Genomic DNA, 21,330 nt, shown 5'->3' with positions numbered 1-21,330 from the left:
AAATTATACGAAAAGTAATATAACAAAATTATCGCTTAATGGTCGATAACGTTTTATAATTTTTAAAAAATAACGATAGCGAATTAGTCATGCCAAACAGTTCACCTAAAAAAACCTATTACCGTTGGTGGGTAATGTCATTTATTTTTGCCATTTATACAATAGCTAATGCCGATCGTGCAAATATTGGCTTTGCACTTCCTTATATACAAAAAGAATTTGAACTTAGTAATACCATGGCTGGGCTATTAGTTAGTATATTTTTCTTAGGTTATTCCCTTAACCAAATTCCATCGGGAATGTTAATTAGTAAAATTGGCGTTAGAAAAGTTTATGCAGGAGGCATGTTCTTTACCTCTATTTTTACTTTTTTCATGGGAATTATTGACTCAATTTGGGCAATTAAAATCTGTCGTTTATTTGTTGGTGTAGCTGAAGCACCCGTTGCTGTCGGTAGTAGTGTAACGATTAATAATTGGTTTCCTAGCAAAGAAAAAGGCACAGCAGCTGGGATCTATCTTGCCAGCTCCAAAGTTGGGCCATTAATTGTACCGCCTCTTTGTGCATGGATTATTATGCATTTTAGTTGGCATTATATTTTTATCTTTTTTGCATTCCCAGGACTAATTGGTGCAATTTTTTGGTATGTCATGGTGCACAATAAACCGCACGAAAGTCCATTTGTTTCTCAAGCTGAAATTGACTATATCCATCAAGATGATAATAAAGTCAAAAGTGAAACTCAAAAATCAATCATACCGCCAATACAGTTTAAACGAACATGGATTGATAGTATTATAAGGACTAAACCGACCAAAACGTTAACGACGACAAGACAAGTATTTAGATGTTGGGATATTTATGGTGTTGCTGTTGGTTATTTTTTTATGGTTGGCACAGTTAGTGTTTTGATGGCCTGGCTACCTAAATATCTACTTGAAGAGCGACATTTTGCCATCATGAGCTCAGCATTTCTTTCTTCCTCACCCTTTTTAGGTACAATATTTGGTAACTTTTTAGGTGGTTTTTTGTCGGATAATATTTTTAAAAAACGACGTAAACCATTAATGATAGTTAGCGCTGCATCGACAAGTTTAACAATGTATAGTCTAGTCTATGCTCCTGAAAATATGTATCTATTGGGCGGCCTACTTTTTATAACTGGCTTTTTATTATCGTTAGGTTACTCAGCATTTATTGTTTATCCTATGGGCAGAGCCAATAAAGCAAGTTACCCAACTGCATTTGCGATAATCAATATGGGAGGACAATTAGGTGGTATGTGTGCGCCGTTCTTTGTTGGGATTATTCTCGATTATTTTAGTTGGAGTGCTGTCTTTACAACTTTAGCTATTGGTTCATTGTTTTGCTTAGGTTTAGTTTTATCGGTCATCGAACCCGAACCCACTTATTAATAATCAAAGCAGCCAACTCATCTTGGCTGCTTTAATAAGTATCAATAAATTATTTTTGGCAGTGCTCACAATAAAATGTGCTTCTTTGGCCTATTTTTTTCATTTTGATTGACGAGTTACAAACGAAACATATTTTTTCTTCCCGCCCATATACTTGTAGTTGCTGAACAAAATATCCTGGCTTACCGTCGGTTTGTAAAAAATCTTTCAACGTTGTACCGCCCTGTTTAATTGAATTAGTTAATACCGTTTTTATTGATATAACTAGCGCTTTTACTTCTTTCAATGTTAGTGTATTGGCTAAGCGAACAGGTAATATTTTAGCCATAAATAGCGATTCACTTGCATAAATATTACCAACACCGACGACAAAATGATTATCCATAATTAATGTTTTTATCGGAATTTTCTTATTTATCGTGATTTGGTAAAGATACTTGGCATCAAAATCATCACTGAGTGGCTCTGGGCCTAATTTTTGTAATTGCGGGAGCCATTCTAAAAATGGTGTCCATAACCAAGCGCCAAAACGCCGCGGATCGGTGTAACGTAATATCACTTTATTTTTCAACACCAAATCAACATGATCATGTTTTTCGACAAATTTATCCTCAAGCAAAATACGTAGACTACCAGACATCCCTAGATGGATAACGATCCAACCTTGTTGTAGTTGTAATAATAGATATTTAGCTCGGCGCTTTACATCAATGATATCTTGCCCAATGGCCAATGAAATATCAGGATCGATAGGCCAACGCAATTTAGGCTGACGTATGATAATGTCTGCAATCGTTTGATTTTTGAGATAAGGTAAAATACCTAACCGACTAGTTTCAACCTCTGGAAGTTCTGGCATAATCAAGATCAAATAGAGAGAATTTAAGTTATCCTAACACAGCAGAGCTGATAGGGATAGAGTTCATGATTCTTTACAATCTGTTAATAATTTACTATTTTCGTTATTTTTTTGTTGTAAGATATCATTATAGTATAAAAAATAGTAATGTATCCGCTATCAATGTAAATTTTTTTAACCAAAGTTTTTTAACGGCTTTGAAATTATTGGTATATAATAAAGCATAATTTTTATTCTAATATCAAATATTATGACAGACAATCCACTACTACCATTGCGAGATAAAATCACCGCATTAGACAAACACCTATTAGAACTTATCGCACAGCGTAGGGAATTATCAACAGAAGTTGTTAATACTAAAATCAAGGCGAATATTCCAGTAAGAGATATTGAACGAGAACAAATTCTAGTTAGAACATTAATTGAACAAGGTAAAAAACACCACCTTGATGAGATGCTTATTAAGCGACTGTATCAGTTGATTATTGAAGATTCGGTACTATTACAACAACGTATTTTGCAAGAAAATATCAATCAAAACACACTAAAATCAGCTAAAATTGCTTTTTTAGGGCCAAAAGGATCTTACTCTCATTCTGCGACTCGTCGTTATGCAAGTCACCATTTTGATCAGATCGAAGAATCCCCATGTTCAAGCTTCAAGGATATTTTTGAACATGTTGAAAATGGATTAGTTGATTACGGTATATTGCCAATTGAAAATAGTAGTTCAGGCTCAATTAATGAAGTTTACGATTTGCTACAAAAAACAAATTTACATATTATTGGAGAGCTGTCATTACCCATTGATCACTGCATTTTAGCAGATAAGCAAACAACACTAGATAAAATTGATACAGTTTATAGCCATCCACAGCCATTTCAACAATGCAGTAATTTCTTAGAAAATTATCCTAATTGGAAAATTGTGTATTGTGATAGTACGTCATCAGCGATGGAAATGGTTGCAAAGATAAACCAACCAAACGTTGCAGCTATGGGCAATAAAGATGGTGGCGAACTTTATGGATTAAAAGTATTGGATCATAACTTTGCAAATCAAAAAGAAAATATTACCCGTTTTATTGTATTGGCACGTAAAGAGATCGAAGTCTCCGATCAGATCCCAGCAAAAACGACCATAATAATGAAAACTGGCCAACAAGCTGGTGCACTTGTCGATGCATTATTAATTTTGCGCAATCATAATATTGTGATGAACAAATTAGAATCACGCCCTATTCATGGTAATCCTTGGGAAGAAATGTTCTATATTGATCTACAGGGAAATATTGAAACAATAAAAATGCAACAAGCGCTGAAAGAACTATCGTCAATTACATTATTTTTAAAAGTTCTGGGTTGTTATCCTAGCGATAGTATATTTTAAGTTAGCTAGTTAATAATATGATAAAATTTTCTGATCACATTTTAGATTGGTACGATAAGCACGGGCGTAAAACGCTACCTTGGCAAATTGAAAAAACGCCTTATCATGTTTGGTTATCTGAAGTCATGTTACAACAAACTCAAGTTGTAACAGTTATTCCATACTTTACTCGTTTTATTGCTAGTTTCCCAACGATAACCGATCTTGCCAAAGCCCCAATAGATGATGTTCTTCATTTATGGACGGGCCTTGGCTATTATGCTAGAGCTCGTAACTTACATAAAACCGCAAAAATTATTGCAGAAAAATTTGCTGGAATATTTCCAACCCAATTTGATGATGTCTTAAATTTGCCGGGAATTGGGCGCTCGACGGCTGGAGCAATATTATCACTATCACAAAAACAGCACTTTGCAATCTTAGATGGAAATGTAAAACGGGTATTATCTCGCTATTTTGCTATTGAAGGATGGCCAGGAAATAAGTCCATTGAAAATCAGTTATGGCAATTATCAGAACATGTTACCCCTCAAAAAGAGGTTGATAAATTTAATCAAGCGATGATGGACATTGGCGCTATTATCTGTACTCGCAGCAAGCCCAAATGCAAACAATGTCCACTAAGGCAAGGCTGTATAGCCTTTAAAAATGATAGCTGGCAATGCTACCCAACTAAAAAGCCCAAAAAAACGTTACCAACAAAAACAGCTTATTTTCTTGTGTTAGCAAAGAACAAAACAATCTGGCTAGAAAAGCGCCCACCTGCTGGAATCTGGGGCGGATTATATTGTTTCCCGCAGTTTTCATCATATGACGACATTTCTATCTGGCTAAAAAAAATGGCAATTATCACTCAAAAGCCAACTCAGTTAATTGCATTAAAGCATACTTTTAGCCATTTTCACTTAGATATGGTACCAATTTATGCTCAAATAGAACAAAATAAGGCATGTTTAGATGAGTCTCACGGTTGCTGGTATAATTTATCCTCACCACCTCTTATCGGACTTGCAACACCCGTTAATAACTTATTAAAGCAATTATCTATCGAAATACAATGAGCACTTTTTAGTGAACGTTTTTTCGGCTATAATTTTGCTTACCAAAGTGAAAAGGAAAACAATATGAGTAGAATGATTTATTGTCATTTTTTAAAAAAGGAAGCACAGGGTATTGATTTTCAGCTCTATCCTGGAGAACTTGGTAAACGAATTTTTAATGAAATATCCAAAGAGGCATGGACTTTATGGATGAAAAAACAAACGATGCTTATCAATGAACATAAACTTAATATGATGAATCCAGAGCATCGAAAACAAATTGAGAGTGAGATGGTCAAATTTTTATTTGAAGGGCAAGATATTACTATTGCCGGATATACTCCACAAAACTAACTCTAATTACAGGCATACGATTTGATGATACCTAAAATAACTGATTTAAAAACATTAAGTTTATGTGCTCTTATTAGTCTACTTACTGCCTGTTCTGGTGGGTCTAAAGATAGTGCTCAAACACCGCCAACTTATGTCAAAGACACCAATGCATTTAATATACTTATTAGCCAATATGCTAATAATATTGAGCAGATTTGGGGTTCTCAAGAAGTATTAATTGCAGGGCCAAAAGATTATGTTCAATATAGTGATAATCTACAAACTCGTGTTCATATTAACTTTGTTTCAGGTAAACTAACCATCGAAACACTATCAGACGATCCTATCACTCAATTAAAACAAGCCATCGTCACAACACTTTTAATGTCTGAACCGGAAGATATTATCAAGCAGTCACAATCGAGCGTTGATATAACAAAAGAACCCTTCTTATATAAACAAATTGTGGATGACATTGGCCAACCTATTCGGTGGGAATGGCGAGCGGTTCGCTTTGCACAGTATCTAATTAATAATCAATTAAAAATTCGCCTATCAGACAACAAACAAATCAGTTATGTCACAATTAATTTAGTTGCAGATCACGTTAATGAACGTGCTCATAAATTTATGCCATTAGTAAGAGAATCAGCCGCACAATATCATCTAGATGAAAGACTCATTTTAGCGATTATGGAAGTTGAATCTAATTTCAATCCGTACGCAGTTAGTAGCAGTGATGCATTAGGCCTAATGCAAGTGCAGCAACATACAGCGGGAAGAGATCTTTATAGCCGCTGGGGTAAACATGGTGAGCCTAGTCGGGCTTTTCTACTTGAACCACGTAATAATATTAATTTAGGAAGCGCGTATCTGGCGTTGATTCGTGATAGCTATTTAGCGGGAATTAATAACCCTATTTCAATGCGATATGCAATCATTACCTCTTATAATGGGGGCGCTGGGAGTGTACTAATGACTTTTTCAAAAGATCGGAAAAAAGCCGTAGATATCATAAACTCACTAACACCAGAGCAAGTATATAATAAATTAATCTCTGCGCATGCATCACAAGAGTCTCGTAATTATTTAATGAAAGTAAATCGTATTTTAACAAAATAGCGAATATGGTAAGGCAAAATTACGGTCCAAATATTGAACAAGAAAAGCTGACCATTACCTGTATGATCAGTTTATATTGTAAGAAAAAACATGGCCAATTTGAAAAACAACTCTGTGTGACATGTGAAGATTTAAAACGATATGCAATAGCAAGGTTGATTCTTTGCCGTTATGGCGAACAAAAATCGACATGTGAAAAATGCCTGACCCATTGTTATCGAAAAGATTATAAAGAGAAAATAAAAAACGTAATGCGTTTTTCTGGGCCAAGGATGATACTATATCATCCACAAATGGCTCTCAAACATTTATATAAAAACATTTTCCATCATAACTAAATAGATATAATAAATAATATGACAACATCTTTACCTGAAAATGAATATCAGTATTTACTTGATAAAAAAGTAGAAAAAATTAAAGCACAATTTGATGAATTTGAATTACCATCACTAAGCATATATTCATCGCCAAGCCGCCATTATCGTATGCGTGCTGAATTTAGGATCTGGCATAACAAAGAAGAGTTATACCATGTTATGTATGATCCTAACACACAAAAAAGAGTTAGGATTGATAGTTTCCCCGTAGCATCAAAGCTCATTAATCAGGCAATGAATGCAATCGTTCCTCTCTTAAAATCAAGTAATATATTACGAGATAAATTGTTTCAAATTGATTATTTATCAACATTAAGTAATCAATTACTCATCACGCTAATTTATCATTGTAAATTGGGTGAAGAGTGGATTAAAGAAATAACGACCTTAAAACAAGCCTTAATTAATCAAGGAATGAACGTCCATATTGTCGGCAGAGCCTCAAATCAAAAAATTTGCTTAGATCAAGATTATATCGATGAAAAATTAAACATACTTAACCATGTTTATACTTATCGTCAAGTTGAAAATAGCTTTACTCAACCGAATGCGGTGATTAATATTGATATGTTAACTTGGGCGATAAAAGCGACTAAAGGGATCTCTGGCGATTTATTAGAACTTTATTGTGGTAATGGCAATTTTTCTATTGCACTAGCACAGAATTTTAATCAAGTATTAGCAACAGAGGTTGCAAAAGCTTCAGTTAAAGCGGCGCAATATAATATTGAAGTTAATAAGCTAAGTAATGTTAATATTATCCGCTTATCAGCGGAAGAATTTACTGATGCGATGAATGGAGTTAGGACTTTTAAGCGCTTAAAGGATATTTGTTTAACTGACTATCAATTCAATACTATTTTAGTCGATCCACCTCGTAGTGGACTTGATGAAAATACGCTTGATATGATAGTAAAATATCAAACAATTATTTATATTTCTTGCAATCCATTAACATTAAAAGATAATTTGTCTTTTATTTGTAAAACTCATAAAATTAGCCAATTCGCAATTTTTGACCAATTCCCTTATACAAGCCATCTAGAAGTCGGTATGGTGTTATATAAAAAAATTAACAATGCACAAAGCAGTATTGTTGGGGCTCAATAATAAAATTTAGGCAAAAAAAAACCTAACCGAAGTTAGGCTTGCACTAAATTGCAAGGAATGGATGAAAAGGAAATAATAAAACAATGAGGTAAGATTAGCAGTTTCCTTTCAACCTAAAGATGACGTCAAAATGACAAATCAGTCATTATTATTTGATCGATAATTTTTTTGTCCTATTAACGTATTATATTTTGTGCCGATAAAATAGAAATAAGCCATCATAAAATGGAGTAAAAATGAAATTATTAGTTGTTGAAGATGAAGTAAAAACAGGAGAATATCTTCGCCAAGGTCTGCTCGAATCTGGCTTTATTGTTGATCTGACTAACAATGGATTAGATGGCTATCATCGAGCAATGACTGAAGAATATGATCTAATTATATTAGATGTCATGTTACCCGATATTAGTGGCTGGAAAATAATACAATCTTTACGTGAAGGCGGTAAAGATACACAAATAATATTGCTTACAGCAATGGGAAGCGTTGAAGATAAGGTCAAAGGATTTAATCTTGGCGCTGATGATTATTTAGTAAAACCATTTTCATTTGCAGAATTACTGGCTCGAATTAAGTCACTATTAAGACGCAATGTGCCACAAGTTAATATGCATCAATTAAGTATTGCAGATTTAGTCATGGATTTACCCAAACGCACAGTGATGCGTAATAAAAAACGTATTGATTTAACCAATAAAGAATTCTTACTTTTAGAATACTTTTTACGTTATCAAGGAGAGGTATTGCCTCGTTCACTTATCGCATCACAGGTTTGGGATATGAACTTTGATAGTGATACTAATGTTATTGATGTTGCAATACGCCGATTGCGTAATAAAATTGATGCCAATTTTGAGCCAAAATTGATTCATACAATCCGTGGAATGGGTTATAAACTTGATGTTATTACCGAAGACGAATTATAGTTCTAAGTTTCATCTTCCAACAGTCATTAGAATGCCACTTATTGCATGCCTATCGACGTGCGCGCTACTCTATACGCTGAGTTATTTTATTGAAAGCTCTTTTGAAAAATATATCATTACTCAAAATGCGATAGAGCTACACTCTGTTATTGATTCTGTTGAACGTGAATTATCCTACTATGATTCAAACAAAGAAATCAGTGAATTAATTCCTAATATTCTACTGATTTTAACAAGTCATTCTCAGCTATTTATTAATATCTCAGATGAAAACAATAATATTTTATATAAAACACGTGGGCCTGATTTACCGCAAATTTTTAAGAAAAAAAATATTGATGATCTTATTGTTAGCGATGGTACAACGATTTGGGATTATGGACATAGCTCATATCAAATAAATGCATCAAGAGCAATTAGCGCTGATAATAAAAAATACCTAATCACGGTTGCGATTAGCCGAAATTTACAATTAGAATTTACTCAGCGATTACATAATGGCTTATTAATAATAATTATGATTTGCTGTATCCTCGTACCATTAGGTACCCTATTCACTATTTACTTAACACAAAAACCCATTAACCGATTGATTAAAAAAATTAGTTCAATTAACTCAAAAAGTTTAAATGAACGTATTCCGAGATCATTTGTCCCAGCTAAATATAGCAGCTTAGTTGATGCATTTAATGAAATGATTTCAAGAATGGATTCAATTTTTCAAAGACAACATGATTTCACCGCTGACATTGCTCATGAAATGCGTACACCAATTACCAATTTAACTACGCAAACACAAATCGCACTAGGCAATGCAAGAACCACTGCCGAATATAAAGAAATTCTTTATTCAAATCTGGAAGAGTTTGAACGCTTATCACAAATTATTACTGATATGCTATTTTTAGCTCAAGCAGACAACAAACAACTTGTTCCCCAATTAGTCGAAATTGATTTAGCAAGTGTTTACATCACAATGTTTGATTATTATGAATACCTTAGTGAAGAAAAAAATATAACTCTAAAACTAGAAGGCTACTGCCCTTCTATTCTTGGTGATCATTTAATGATAAGGCGAGCAATAAGTAATCTCCTATCAAATGCCATTAGGCATACGCCAAATGGCGAAACAATAACTGTTACGCTAAGTAAAATAAGTAATAAACGGATAAAAGTGGTAACATCAAATCCAGGTAAGCCGATTGAAGCGAAGCATCTTCCATTACTTTTTGATCGTTTTTATCGAACTGACGAATCTCGTCAACGAAACAATGAAGGAACAACCGGTACAGGCATCGGACTTGCGATTGTTAAATCAATTGTTGAGGCTCATAAAGGTGAAATTACAGTTGAATCAGATGATAAATCAACTCGGTTTATAATTTACTTTCCTACTTTATTAAAAAATAAAAAGTCTCAATAGCTAAAAAAATTAGGTTATTCAGTGCTTAACTTGTTATATAATAAAAGTTATATAATATCCTCAATTTGCTACTGCACTATTTTCTAAACTTTATTTGAAAATATTTTTATAATGTAGCAAATTGCAACGATTCGATTAGGAAGCATGTGTGAAGTTTTTAAACGTTCTTAAATTTTTACTAAAATTTGCTGTTGGTTGTATTTTATCCGGCATGGTCATTGCAATGGTTGGTTACTTCTACTATTCCAAAGATCTACCTGATGTATTGCAATTAAAAGATGTTAGGTTACAAACTCCAATGCAGGTTTTAAGTAATGATGGAGAGCTTATTGCCACATTTGGCGAACGTCGCAGAATGCCGCTAAAATATGAAGATATTCCGCCGGTTATGCTTCATGCTGTAATTGCTACAGAAGATTCTCGTTTTTATGAACACTATGGCGTCGATCCTGTTGGTATTTTACGTTCATTATATATTGGACTAAAACATGGTAGTTTTTCACAAGGTGGAAGTACTATTACCCAACAAGTCGCAAAAAATTTCTTCCTGACCCCTGAAAAAAGTATTGGTCGTAAAATCAGGGAAATGATTCTCGCTATTCGCATGGAAAAAGAGCTATCTAAAGAAGAAATTATTGTGCTTTACCTAAATATGATTAATTTTGGTTCGAGAGCCTATGGAATTGGCTCGGCAGCTTATACTTTTTTTGGAAAACAAGCAGATGAACTAACATTAAGTCAAGCGGCTCTTTTAGCTGGATTACCAAATGCCCCATCAGCTTATAATCCTATTTCATATCCAGAGAAAGCTTTGGTTAGACGAAACTGGGTATTGTATAGAATGCTTGACCAAGGTTTTATTACTAAAGAACAGTACGAACAAGCAATTATAGAACCATTAAATGTTAAATATCACATACCTAAAATTTCATTTTCAGCGCCTTATGTTGCAGAAATGGCCAGACAATTTATGTACGATAAATTTGGTGAAAAAGCCTATACTGATGGCTATAAAGTTTATACAACTATTTCTAAACTAGACCAAGTTGCTGCAACAGATGCTATTCACGATAATATCATTAATTATGATATGCGCCATGGCTACCATGGCCCTGAAAAAACACTATGGAAATCAGATGAACAAGCGTGGGATGAAAATAAAATTCTATCAGCTTTAAATCTCTATATGTGTTATAACGAGATCTGTCCTGCTGTGGTAATTGGATCAACGCCAACTGAAGCAACAGCGCTTTTATCAAATGGTAATAAAATTACAATAACCCTTGATGGCGTAAAATGGGCAAGAACATATATTAATGATAATCTTCAAGGCCCTTTACCTACAACGGTATCTTCTGTGATTAACACCGGGCAACAAATTTGGGTCAAGAAACAAAATGAGCAATGGGTACTGAGCCAAATACCAAGCATTAATGGTTCATTAATATCGATAAATGCTGATAATGGTCAAATAAAAGCATTGATAGGTGGTTTTAATTACAATATAAGTAAGTTTAACCGCGCTACGCAGGCCATCAGACAGATTGGTTCGACAATCAAACCATTTATTTATACTGCGGCCTTAGACAAAGGGCTAACGATGTCAACGATTCTTAATGATGCCCCAATTATGCGTAGTAATGCAGGTAGTGATGTTTGGCGTCCCAAAAACTCGCCGGCAGTCTATCAAGGGCCACTTCGATTAAGAGTTGGGCTAAGTACATCTAAAAATGTCATGATGGTTAGAACATTAAGAGCAATAGGTGTTGATTATGCAGCTGATTATCTTGAACGCTTTGGTTTTCCTCGAGAAAACATTTCACGACATGAATCGCTAGCTTTGGGCTCTGCTTCATTCACACCATTACAAGTAGCCAGAGCTTACTCTGTTATAGCTAATGGTGGATACTTAATAACGCCATACTTAATCGACCGAATCGAATATAGCGAAGGTGGAATAATTTATCAACATACGCCTGAAATAGCCTGTCGTAATTGCATCGATGATGATAATAAAAAACAAAACGATGCACGTATTAATCTAGACAATGTTGAAAATGCGACTGATTCATCGGGATCTGATGAGCCAGAACAATCGAAATTAAAAGCAGATGATAATATTTTATTGCCTGATTCAAGTATTTCATTTGATGGATTAATTAATCAAAGTGGCAGTACTGCAAACGCAGTAAATACAAATAATAGTAATATCTATGCTCCACATGTTATTAGTAGCGAAGTCGCTTTTATTATGAAAGATGCTCTAAAATCAACAGTATGGGGCGATCCAAATGGCCTTTGGACTGGTACAGCTTGGCGTGCCAAAGCTTTGGGTAGAAAAGATATTGGTGGGAAAACAGGTACCACAAATGCATCGAAAGACGTATGGTTTGCCGGATTTGGATCAAATATTGTAACGACTGTTTGGCTTGGATTTGATGATCATCGGCGCGAATTAGGAAAAGCTAGACGAGATCCATTAAATAATAATTCTTACATTGCAGCAGAAGGCGGCGCAGTTACTGCAAATCCTGTTTGGAACGATTACATGAAAATTGCGTTAAAAGATGTTCCTGAACAGCAAGACATTAAGCCATCATCAGTTGTATCTGTTTTAATCGATAAAAAAACAGGTTTACTTGCGCCGCAAACAGGTACAGATGCAATTATGGAGTATTTTATTTTGGGAACCGAGCCGACAAAATATCCAACTAAAGAGGCGGGTACAAAGGTTACTGATGATCAGGGTAATACATCTGAACTGTTTTAGGTGATAGTTTAAAATAGTAGTAAAATAGAAGATATCATATTTATGAATGGATTTATTAGAATTATTGGTGGCAAATGGCGTGGCCGAAAATTAGCCGTTTTGGATAATGAAGGGCTGCGACCGACTACCGATAGAGTCAAAGAAACATTGTTTAATTGGTTAATGCCTATAATTACAGATTCTTCATGTTTAGATTGTTTTTCTGGCAGTGGTTCACTTGCATTTGAAGCGCTTTCAAGGGGAGCAAAACAAGCTATATTAATTGAAAAAAACAAGTCTGCTGCAATGCAGCTTGCAAAAAATAAACAATTACTACAAACATCAAATTGCGAAATTACTAATGCTGATACCCTTAGCTGGTTAAAGCAAACAGCATATCAACAATTTGATGTCGTTTTTATTGATCCACCTTTTCATCAAAAGCTAGTACCACAAACAATAATACTTCTTGAGCAAAATAGTTGGCTTAAGTCAGATGCTTATATCTATATTGAAACCGAAAAGAACGGTTTGCATCCAAACCACATTCCGCCGATATGGCAGCTTTACCGCGAAAAAATTTCGGGCCAAGTCCATTCGTATTTATTTATTAGAGAGCAAATATAATGTTCATACTATTTGGCAAAATTATTTACCTTTTTATTTGGTCATTCTTATTATTTAATCTGATTTGTCCTTATCCTAAGCCAGCAAATCTTATTGCATATCTTGCATTAGCAACCTTTGTTATTGTACACGGCCTACAAGCTTGGTTGCTAAGTTCGACATTAAGTAGCCAAGAAAAATCACAAGACCGCTTTAAAGTATTACGTGTATTTCTTTTTGGTGTCTTTGAAGCATTAAGTTGGAAACAAAAAAAGAGTAAATGAGAAAAAATGCTTGCTAGAAAAAACATTTTTTGTATAATGGTCGCCTCTTCAAAAGAAGAACTCTCAAATGCGGGAATAGCTCAGTTGGTAGAGCGCAACCTTGCCAAGGTTGAGGTCGCGAGTTCGAACCTCGTTTCCCGCTCCAATTTTTATTAATAAAACTCTTGATATATTATACTTAATCATTCATCTATAAAAATCACTAAGCTCATTATCATTTTTATATAAAAATGATATCAAAAAATATTCTACCTAAAGAAACTGTGATAGCAATAATACTAGTTATCATTAGCTAATTACCATCAAATTTTGAGAGCTCTCCCCATTTTTCATATTCTAAATTAGAAAATAAAATAACAACTAAGTTTTTAAGCTAAATAGATAATTTATTATGTATAAAAACATAAACATTTGAGTTTAATCAAAAAAGAACATTTTTTAGCATTTGATAATCAATATTGATAACTTGTTTTGATAATCTTTACCGATCAATATCGTTTTATTGATAATATTTTACCTATTGAAAGTGCCATTATTGATCGATATAATCGATCTCGAATTTTATGTTGTTCAGTATAAAATTCAGTAAAGAAAATAAACAAATTAATAAATCTTATGATTATAAAAAGGACTCAAAATGAAACGATCTAATTCTATTCGTAAATTTGTACAAAAATTTGTAAAAAATGAAGCTGGTGTTACTGCAATTGAATATGCAATCGTTGCTGCTGGCGTTGCCGCTGTCGTTATGGTTATTTTCTCAAATACAGGTGTTGTTGCTCAAACATTAACAAATGTATTCAATTCTTTATCTACAAAACTAACCGCAGTTATTGGCGCTTAGTAAATAGTTTTACCCGAATAATTAGTGTTATCACTAATTATTCGGTTTTATAAAAAATAGATATATACGAAATATACAATAAAAAAATATGATGAAAGAAAATAATGAACAAAAAAATAAAAGTCCCCCTCGAGTGGGCTAAAATTAGAGATTTAGTATTTCAAGCACTTGATCTCGAACTAATTGAAAATTTAAAACAAGATCCTCATAAAGTTAATCGTGAAATTTTATCAATAATTCGAAATATTATAAGCATTGGAAATGCTTATATTTCGTTAGATGAATCAAATGCATTAGCAAGTATGATATGTGATGAAATTATTGGCTATGGTCCTTTAGATTCATTAATGAATGATCACTCAATTAACGATATTTTAGTCAATGGTCCTTTTAACATCTATGTTGAAAAAGAAGGTTCACTAATTAAAACTAATAAATTTTTTATTAGTGACCGTCAGCTACTAGATATCGCCCGCCGCCTAGTTAATAAAATAGGTAAAAATCTCGATGAAGCCCACCCATTAGTTGATTCAAGATTACCCGATGGTAGTAGATTAAATGTGGTTATCCCCCCTATAACCATTGATGGAGTATCACTTTCTATTCGTAAATTCGGTGCAGGTAATAGAACTTTTTCAGAGTTGATAAACTTTGGCACGTTAGATGAAAGTATGGCTAATTTTTTGGTTATTGCAGCTCGCTGTCGCATGAATATTATTGTTTCTGGCGGAACTGGCGCTGGGAAAACGACCATGCTTAATGTTTTATCCCAATTTATTAACGATAATGAGCGAACAATTACATTAGAAGATGCCGCGGAACTGCGTTTACAGCAAGATCATGTCGTTCGTATGGAAACTAGAGCGGGAGGTGAAGATGGACGAGGTAAAGTAACCATGAGAAATCTACTCATTAATGCACTGCGTATGAGGCCTGATCGCATTATTCTTGGCGAATGCCGTGGTGAAGAAGCGTTTGAAATGTTACAAGCAATGAATACCGGACATAATGGTTCAATGTCAACACTGCATGCAAACACCGCTCGTGATGCACTATCAAGGCTTGAAAGCATGGTACTAATGGCACAATCTGAATTACCACTTAATGCAATTAGGCGCTATATAAGCTCATCTATCAATTTCATTATCCAAATATCTCGATTACCTGACGGTCAACGAAAAGTGACAAGTATTACTGAAGTTGTTGGCATTGAATCAGACCAAATTGTTACACATGATATCTTTAAATTTAAAATTCACGAAGAACGCGATACAAATAGCAAAATTCAAGGTTCATTTGTCTTTAACGGTTTAGTAAGACGCTCGGCACTTTATGATGCTGCTCAATATTATAAACTTGCTGAAATATTAGAAGACTTAATGATGAAAGCCGGAGGTGTAACAAAATGACACTCATTCTAGCAATAGTATTAATTTTTGCCGCTTTAATTAGTTTATTATCACTAAGACGTAAACAAGAGAGACTGCAAATTTTCAATAAAACAATGAAACAAAAAAACTCTTTTTTATCTATGATTGAAAGCCGATTACGCGAAGATAAGGAATCAGTTTGGGAAAGTTTTAATTCATCACTAATAAACAAAATTAAAACAAATTATTATTTAATAATAAATAATTCAACCGATAAAATGAAGTTATTAGGCATAATTACTTTAGGTATTGCCTTTGGTTTTATCTTTAATTATCTCTATCTTAATCTAAATAGTTATACAGTACTATTTAGTAGTTTTATTATCACACTTATAATTCTAGTTATTGTAAAGAAACGTCGTTTAAAGAAACATTTTTATGAAAGTTTTCCAGAAGCACTAAATATTATTATCGGTGTTGTATCTTCTGGCGCCTCTGTTTCTGTTGGATTTAATGAATGTGCAACAAAAATGGATGGAGTTGTTGCTACCACAATGAAAGAAGTATGTAGTCGGCTAGAACTTAGTGAAAATCCCCATAATGTATTACTTAATTCATATAGGCACCTACCATTTCCTGAATACTATTTTTTTATACTAACTATCATGGTAAATCTAGATGGGGGCGGAGAGCTAAAAGATGTATTGTCACGATTGTCTAAGATGTTAACGAATAATCGAATTCTTGCTAAGACACGTGATAGTAAAACTTCAGAATTAAGAATGACAGTCATGATTCTCGCGGCTATTCCACTTGGTTTTCTCTTGTTACTTAAATTTATCTCACCTGATAATTACGAATACTTAATAAATACCGAAGGTGGGCACATCATCCTTTACTATGTCGCTGGTAGCGTTAGTTTTGGGATATTTTTAATAAAAAAAATGATAAATAAAATAATTTGATTTGGACAATAACTTATGACAATTTTATTTTCAATAATTTTGATAGGATTCGCAGTTAAAGAATTATTTCATGGCTATCGTTACCACCAAAAAAAACAAACTCTAGATTTATTATTAAATGGTGGGCAAGTGAAAACGCAGCCCGTAACTAAAAAAAATAGCAATATTGCGTTTGAAAAAATCATTTCTAAAAATAGTTTAGGCATTAATTTTTTAAGACGCTTTCAAGAGGAACAATTATGGAAAATTTATTCCATCGTAATTCTCTTTTCTATACTATTTATTGCCAATAATTTCATTGATTTCATTGAATTAAATCAAGAAAGCATTGTTATTTCATTATTCATAATTATTTGTTTAGTTATCATCTTACCTGAAAGATTAGTTAAGGCACAAACAGAGAAAAAAATTAAAGGTATCTCAAAAAACCTTCCTCTGATTATTGATATTATGGCAATCATGATCAAATCTGGAATGACCATAGAAAATGGATTTAGTTATTTAAGTTCTCGGGTAAAAAAAATTAATCCAGATATTGCAACAATCCTTGAACGTGCTTGCATCATGATGGAGGTTAATGGAATAGAGCCCGCTATAGATCTAATTTATAGTGAAGTCCCAAGCAAAGAAATGCGAATGTTTTGTTTAACACTGAAGCGTAGTATCAATTATGGTAACTCTATTTATGATGCTTTACTCGATCTTTCATCTGAAATGCGTGAATTACAAAAACTTGATATCGAAGAAAAAATTGCGGCGATATCCGCAAAAATGACACTACCGATGATGGTTTTTATTCTTTTCCCCGTGCTAGTAATCATCGGTGGCCCTGTAATGATGCGATTGGTCAATATGTTCTAATCGTTTGCAATAATGAATAAATTATTACTTTCAAATAACAATAACGATAGTATCAAAGAATAAGGGGTACCATGAAAGCAAAATTTCTATTTATGTTTACTATTTTTTTTATAATTGCCGGATGCCAAAATAATTCAGCTAAAAGAGATCTTGATGAAGAACAAAAAATCTATATTAATGAAACAACTAAAAATTATGGCGGCTTAATTGAATTATACAAAAATCGATTAAAAAATTCGGATACAGCTGATACCCGTTTTAAACTGGCCCAAGCCTACTATTTATCGGATGATTTTAACTCAGCTAAACGTACTTTATCACCAATAATTGAGCATTCTCAAGATGATAAAATGTTAGTGTTATACGGAAATATTTTATCTAAAATAAAATCGCCTGATTACAATATTGCGACTAAATATTTAGATAAAGCTTTACAAATTGATCCTAAAAATGGAGAAGCTTATAATTTAAAAGGTATTATTGAAATCAAATTGGGTCAGTATGACGCTGCTAATTATTCATTTAATAAATCGAGAGAAATGTTTTATGACGAGAATAAAATATTAAATAATCTAGCCATGTTAGCAATTTTAGATAAAGACTATCTAACCGCGTATGATTATCTCAATATTTTATATAACAAAGGTTATCGAAATAAAACAGTTTTACATAACCTTGTATTTACACTAGTAAAGCTCGATAAAGTCTCTATAGCTAAAGAACTTTGTATCCAAAATAAAATGTCTAGCCAAACAACCGTTTTACTCGAAGAGCTAAAACAAGTCGAACCGAATAAAACGGTTAATTTTAATGAATTAGTACCAGCCCCGAATGAAATGAAAGAGGCTTATGCCAAAGAACAAGATAAAATTGTAAATACTATACCACAGCAATCCGTAACAAATATACGAAAAAGCCAGCATAGCACTGCAGTAGCTGCATCAAATAAATCCACCACAACGAATCTGAATATTATTAGTATTCATTCAAGTGAACACAAATCTTTTTCTAGAATTACCGTTGAAACAGATAAAAAGTTAAACAGTACCCAATATAGCGTTCAAAAAGGCCTCGATAATTCATTTAAAATTAAATTAATAAATGTCAGCTTATCTTCGACAAATATTGACCAAATTATTAAAAATATTCAAAAAAGTAACCGTAATTTCGTTAATGTTACCGCACAATACGGCGCAAATAAAACATTAACGATAAATATTAAAGTTAAAAATGTCTCTAACTATAAAATCCTATATCTTGGCAAAAGTAAAAATGGTCATCGCATTTCCGTTGATTTTTATCTTGCTAAGTAACTTTATAGATGACATCACCACAAAATGATAATAACAATTAATTTTGGACTAATTCTTTTATGAAAGATAAAAAACTTATTATTCTATATATTTTAATGCTAGTAATTGGTTTTACGTTGCTCTTTAGTCACTCATCATCGAAAACTGATGATCAAATTGTTGAAGTTCAAACAGAGCAAAAAAAATCGACCGAAATGGTAACTATTGCTGTTGCCAAAGCAAATATTTCAGCAAGAACGATTATCACTCCTGCTGATTATTATTTTAAAACGATTGAAGTTAATAGTAATGATTTTAATAAAGCTCAATATATTTTATCTCCATCACAAATTGATACATATGTTGCTAAGAACAATATTGAAAAAGAAACGATGATTGAGCATAACTTTATTGCCTCACCAAGTAGTCCAGAATATCTAGCATTATCGTTAAAACCAGGGGAATATATATTCCCTATCGATATTGCTAAAGAAGATGCCTATCTATTAAATAATCTAAAAACAGGTGATTTAGTTGATATCTATATTATTTATGGAGCAGAACAAAATACAGGTCGAAATAACGATAACTTAACTCTTGTATCTCCAAGTCGTAATTTTTCAACCACGAATATAAAACCACTTATTGTCAGTAAAAAAATTCTATTCATAGAAAATGACACCACAAATACTAAACAAAATTCAGGGCAAATTAATCTTGTTTTATCTAATGAAGAAATCAAATTACTTAGAACACTTATGATCAATTCAACTATTGTTTTATACCCTAGCAATTATACAGAAAGTTTGGATGACGGAATGATCATGTTAGGTGAACAAGAAAAAAACTGGCCATTATCTGAAAGACAAATTCTTAATTACAAACAAATAAATAAGCTAAGAGGAAATTAATATGTCATTCTTAACCTTACATAAATATGATAAAAAAATCCTTAGCTTATCTACTTTATTGCTATTAATCGGTTTGTCTTCGCCGGCTTTAGCTGCAACGCATTACTTACAATCAGGACAAAGTAAAACAATTAATCTACCTAATAAAATTCATACAATATTTATTGCCAAAGATTCTGTTGCTAATTATGAGGTCATCGGTGATAAAAGTATTATTATCTATGCCAAAAAAGATGGATTAACCAGCCTCACTGCTTATGATGAAAATGACAATATTATATTGAGCGATACCATCAATGTTGACCCTATTCTTTCTCAAGTAATTTATCGTATTAGACAAGATTTTCCCAATAGCAATATTAGCATAAACAAATATGCATCTGGTGAATCGGGTAACCGTTTTACTTACATCTTAAGTGGCAACGTTCCCGATTCTGAAACAAAAAATAGAATTCTTAATTTTATTGGTGCAATGGTCGGCACGGGGCAAAAATCGCTTACAGTAGAGAGTAAGGGAACATCGAACGATCATGAGATTGAATTTCTACAAAAAAACTTATATGACAATGTAATTGATAAAATTGACGTTATTCAAGAAACGCAAGTTAATGTCAAATTAACTTTCGTCGAAGTAAGCAAAACATTTACTAATGCGTTAGGTATTGAATGGCAGAGTTTAACACTCGACAGCATGATGAGTAATGGCAGTAAAATTAATAGTGTCGGTGAATTTACATTATTAGGGCTAAAAAAAGGGTTTGATATTAATAATATTACGACTGTAATACGCGCTATAGACTCAGATAAATTAGCAAAGGTACTAGCCGAACCTAATTTATCTGTTTTATCTGGTGAAACGGCCTCTTTTCTAGTTGGAGGTGAAATTCCAATTGTAGTCGCAGGTAAAGATGGCAATTCAAATACAATTGAGTATAAAGAATATGGTATAAAACTAAATATTGGTGCGAAAGTATACAACGATAAGCGTATTCGACTATTTGTTGCAGATGAATTTAGTTCTGTTTCTGGTCAATATCAATACAATGACTACAAGATCCCAACCTTATCTACACGTAAGACGAGTTCAACAGTCGATGTCGCTGATGGTGATAGCTTCGTTATCGCAGGATTAATTAATGAGCAAGATGAAGAATCACTGCAAAAAATTCCATTTTTAGGTGATATCCCAATTCTTGGTGCATTAGCCCGTAGTACATCAACACAACGTTCAAAAACAGAGCTTGTTGTGTTTGTTACGGTAAATTTAGTAACCCCTAAAAGTAGTTTTAATGGTGTTGAGTTACCAGTATTTGAACGTACTGATTCTACTAATTTATTTTTTAATATCAATAATAATATGAAAAAACAAAAAGGACAGACATTCCCAATCTCAAATGAAAGCGAAAAATTCATAAATTATATGGGATTTCTTGAATAGGAAATA

Annotated in this window: 19 protein-coding genes and 1 tRNA gene; 19 read left to right on the top strand and 1 reads right to left on the bottom strand. The window is 33.1% G+C overall.

Annotation, left to right across the window (positions count from 1 at the left end; translation table 11 throughout):
* Window positions 1-89 precede the first annotated feature (89 nt).
* Entirely contained in the window at window positions 90-1,415 is a 1,326-nt protein-coding gene (locus RHO14_02735; protein ID WVD71720.1) for an MFS transporter, read from the top strand.
* A 49-nt stretch (window positions 1,416-1,464) separates the two neighbouring features.
* On the opposite strand, the gene mutM is transcribed toward RHO14_02735, so the two are convergent.
* Window positions 1,465-2,274 (bottom strand): bifunctional DNA-formamidopyrimidine glycosylase/DNA-(apurinic or apyrimidinic site) lyase, encoded by an 810-nt coding sequence (gene mutM, locus RHO14_02730; GenBank protein ID WVD71719.1) that lies wholly within the window; start codon window positions 2,272-2,274, stop codon window positions 1,465-1,467.
* Between the two features lie 250 nt (window positions 2,275-2,524).
* Here mutM and pheA point away from each other — a divergent pair, with 250 nt between their 5' ends.
* The 18 genes from pheA to RHO14_02640 all read left to right on the top strand — a co-directional run bounded on the left by pheA (window position 2,525) and on the right by RHO14_02640 (window position 21,324).
* On the top strand, window positions 2,525-3,667 hold the full coding sequence (gene pheA / locus RHO14_02725) for a bifunctional chorismate mutase/prephenate dehydratase (protein WVD71718.1): 1,143 nt from the start codon (window positions 2,525-2,527) through the stop codon (window positions 3,665-3,667).
* Window positions 3,668-3,684: 17 nt separating this feature from the next.
* A complete protein-coding gene (gene mutY, locus RHO14_02720) occupies window positions 3,685-4,728 on the top strand; it encodes an A/G-specific adenine glycosylase (protein ID WVD71717.1) in 1,044 nt (347 codons plus the stop codon).
* Between the two features lie 63 nt (window positions 4,729-4,791).
* Entirely contained in the window at window positions 4,792-5,061 is a 270-nt protein-coding gene (locus RHO14_02715) for an oxidative damage protection protein (protein ID WVD71716.1), read from the top strand.
* Between the two features lie 24 nt (window positions 5,062-5,085).
* A complete protein-coding gene (mltC, locus tag RHO14_02710; GenBank protein WVD71715.1) occupies window positions 5,086-6,165 on the top strand; it encodes a membrane-bound lytic murein transglycosylase MltC in 1,080 nt (359 codons plus the stop codon).
* A gap of 356 nt (window positions 6,166-6,521) precedes the next feature.
* Complete coding sequence (gene trmA, locus RHO14_02705; protein ID WVD71714.1) at window positions 6,522-7,655, top strand: tRNA (uridine(54)-C5)-methyltransferase TrmA; 1,134 nt, start codon at window positions 6,522-6,524, stop codon at window positions 7,653-7,655.
* A 236-nt stretch (window positions 7,656-7,891) separates the two neighbouring features.
* Window positions 7,892-8,581, top strand: a complete 690-nt coding sequence (locus RHO14_02700; protein WVD71713.1) for a heavy metal response regulator transcription factor — start codon at window positions 7,892-7,894, stop codon at window positions 8,579-8,581.
* Complete coding sequence (locus tag RHO14_02695; protein ID WVD71712.1) at window positions 8,556-10,004, top strand: heavy metal sensor histidine kinase; 1,449 nt, start codon at window positions 8,556-8,558, stop codon at window positions 10,002-10,004. The genes RHO14_02700 and RHO14_02695 overlap by 26 nt, the downstream gene beginning before the upstream one ends.
* 148 nt (window positions 10,005-10,152) lie before the next feature.
* Entirely contained in the window at window positions 10,153-12,774 is a 2,622-nt protein-coding gene (locus tag RHO14_02690; protein ID WVD71711.1) for a transglycosylase domain-containing protein, read from the top strand.
* A 42-nt stretch (window positions 12,775-12,816) separates the two neighbouring features.
* The gene (gene rsmD, locus RHO14_02685) at window positions 12,817-13,380 is read left to right on the top strand and encodes a 16S rRNA (guanine(966)-N(2))-methyltransferase RsmD (GenBank protein ID WVD71710.1); all 564 of its coding nucleotides are present in this window, start codon (window positions 12,817-12,819) and stop codon (window positions 13,378-13,380) included.
* The gene (locus RHO14_02680) at window positions 13,380-13,643 is read left to right on the top strand and encodes a DUF1145 domain-containing protein (protein ID WVD71709.1); all 264 of its coding nucleotides are present in this window, start codon (window positions 13,380-13,382) and stop codon (window positions 13,641-13,643) included. The genes rsmD and RHO14_02680 overlap by 1 nt, the downstream gene beginning before the upstream one ends.
* 69 nt (window positions 13,644-13,712) lie before the next feature.
* Window positions 13,713-13,788, top strand: a tRNA-Gly gene (locus RHO14_02675).
* Between the two features lie 492 nt (window positions 13,789-14,280).
* Window positions 14,281-14,487 (top strand): Flp family type IVb pilin, encoded by a 207-nt coding sequence (locus RHO14_02670; GenBank protein WVD71708.1) that lies wholly within the window; start codon window positions 14,281-14,283, stop codon window positions 14,485-14,487.
* A gap of 104 nt (window positions 14,488-14,591) precedes the next feature.
* Complete coding sequence (locus RHO14_02665) at window positions 14,592-15,896, top strand: CpaF family protein (GenBank protein ID WVD71707.1); 1,305 nt, start codon at window positions 14,592-14,594, stop codon at window positions 15,894-15,896.
* A complete protein-coding gene (locus RHO14_02660; protein ID WVD71706.1) occupies window positions 15,893-16,822 on the top strand; it encodes a type II secretion system F family protein in 930 nt (309 codons plus the stop codon). Before RHO14_02665 ends, RHO14_02660 begins: the two co-directional genes overlap by 4 nt.
* Window positions 16,823-16,837: 15 nt before the next feature.
* Window positions 16,838-17,683 carry a type II secretion system F family protein gene (locus tag RHO14_02655; protein WVD71705.1) on the top strand — a complete coding sequence of 282 codons (846 nt, stop codon included), beginning with the start codon at window positions 16,838-16,840 and terminating at the stop codon, window positions 17,681-17,683.
* A 71-nt stretch (window positions 17,684-17,754) separates the two neighbouring features.
* Window positions 17,755-18,996, top strand: a complete 1,242-nt coding sequence (locus tag RHO14_02650; GenBank protein WVD71704.1) for a hypothetical protein — start codon at window positions 17,755-17,757, stop codon at window positions 18,994-18,996.
* Between the two features lie 59 nt (window positions 18,997-19,055).
* The gene (locus tag RHO14_02645) at window positions 19,056-19,886 is read left to right on the top strand and encodes a hypothetical protein (protein WVD71703.1); all 831 of its coding nucleotides are present in this window, start codon (window positions 19,056-19,058) and stop codon (window positions 19,884-19,886) included.
* 1 nt (window position 19,887) lies between these two features.
* Window positions 19,888-21,324 (top strand): pilus assembly protein N-terminal domain-containing protein, encoded by a 1,437-nt coding sequence (locus RHO14_02640; GenBank protein WVD71702.1) that lies wholly within the window; start codon window positions 19,888-19,890, stop codon window positions 21,322-21,324.
* Window positions 21,325-21,330 lie beyond the last annotated feature (6 nt).

The organism is Orbaceae bacterium lpD04 (genome assembly GCA_036251935.1).
Classification (GTDB): Bacteria; Pseudomonadota; Gammaproteobacteria; order Enterobacterales; family Orbaceae; genus Orbus; species Orbus wheelerorum.
The sequence above is the reverse complement of the archived record's forward strand: the minus strand, read 5'-3'. Positions and strand labels throughout refer to the sequence as shown.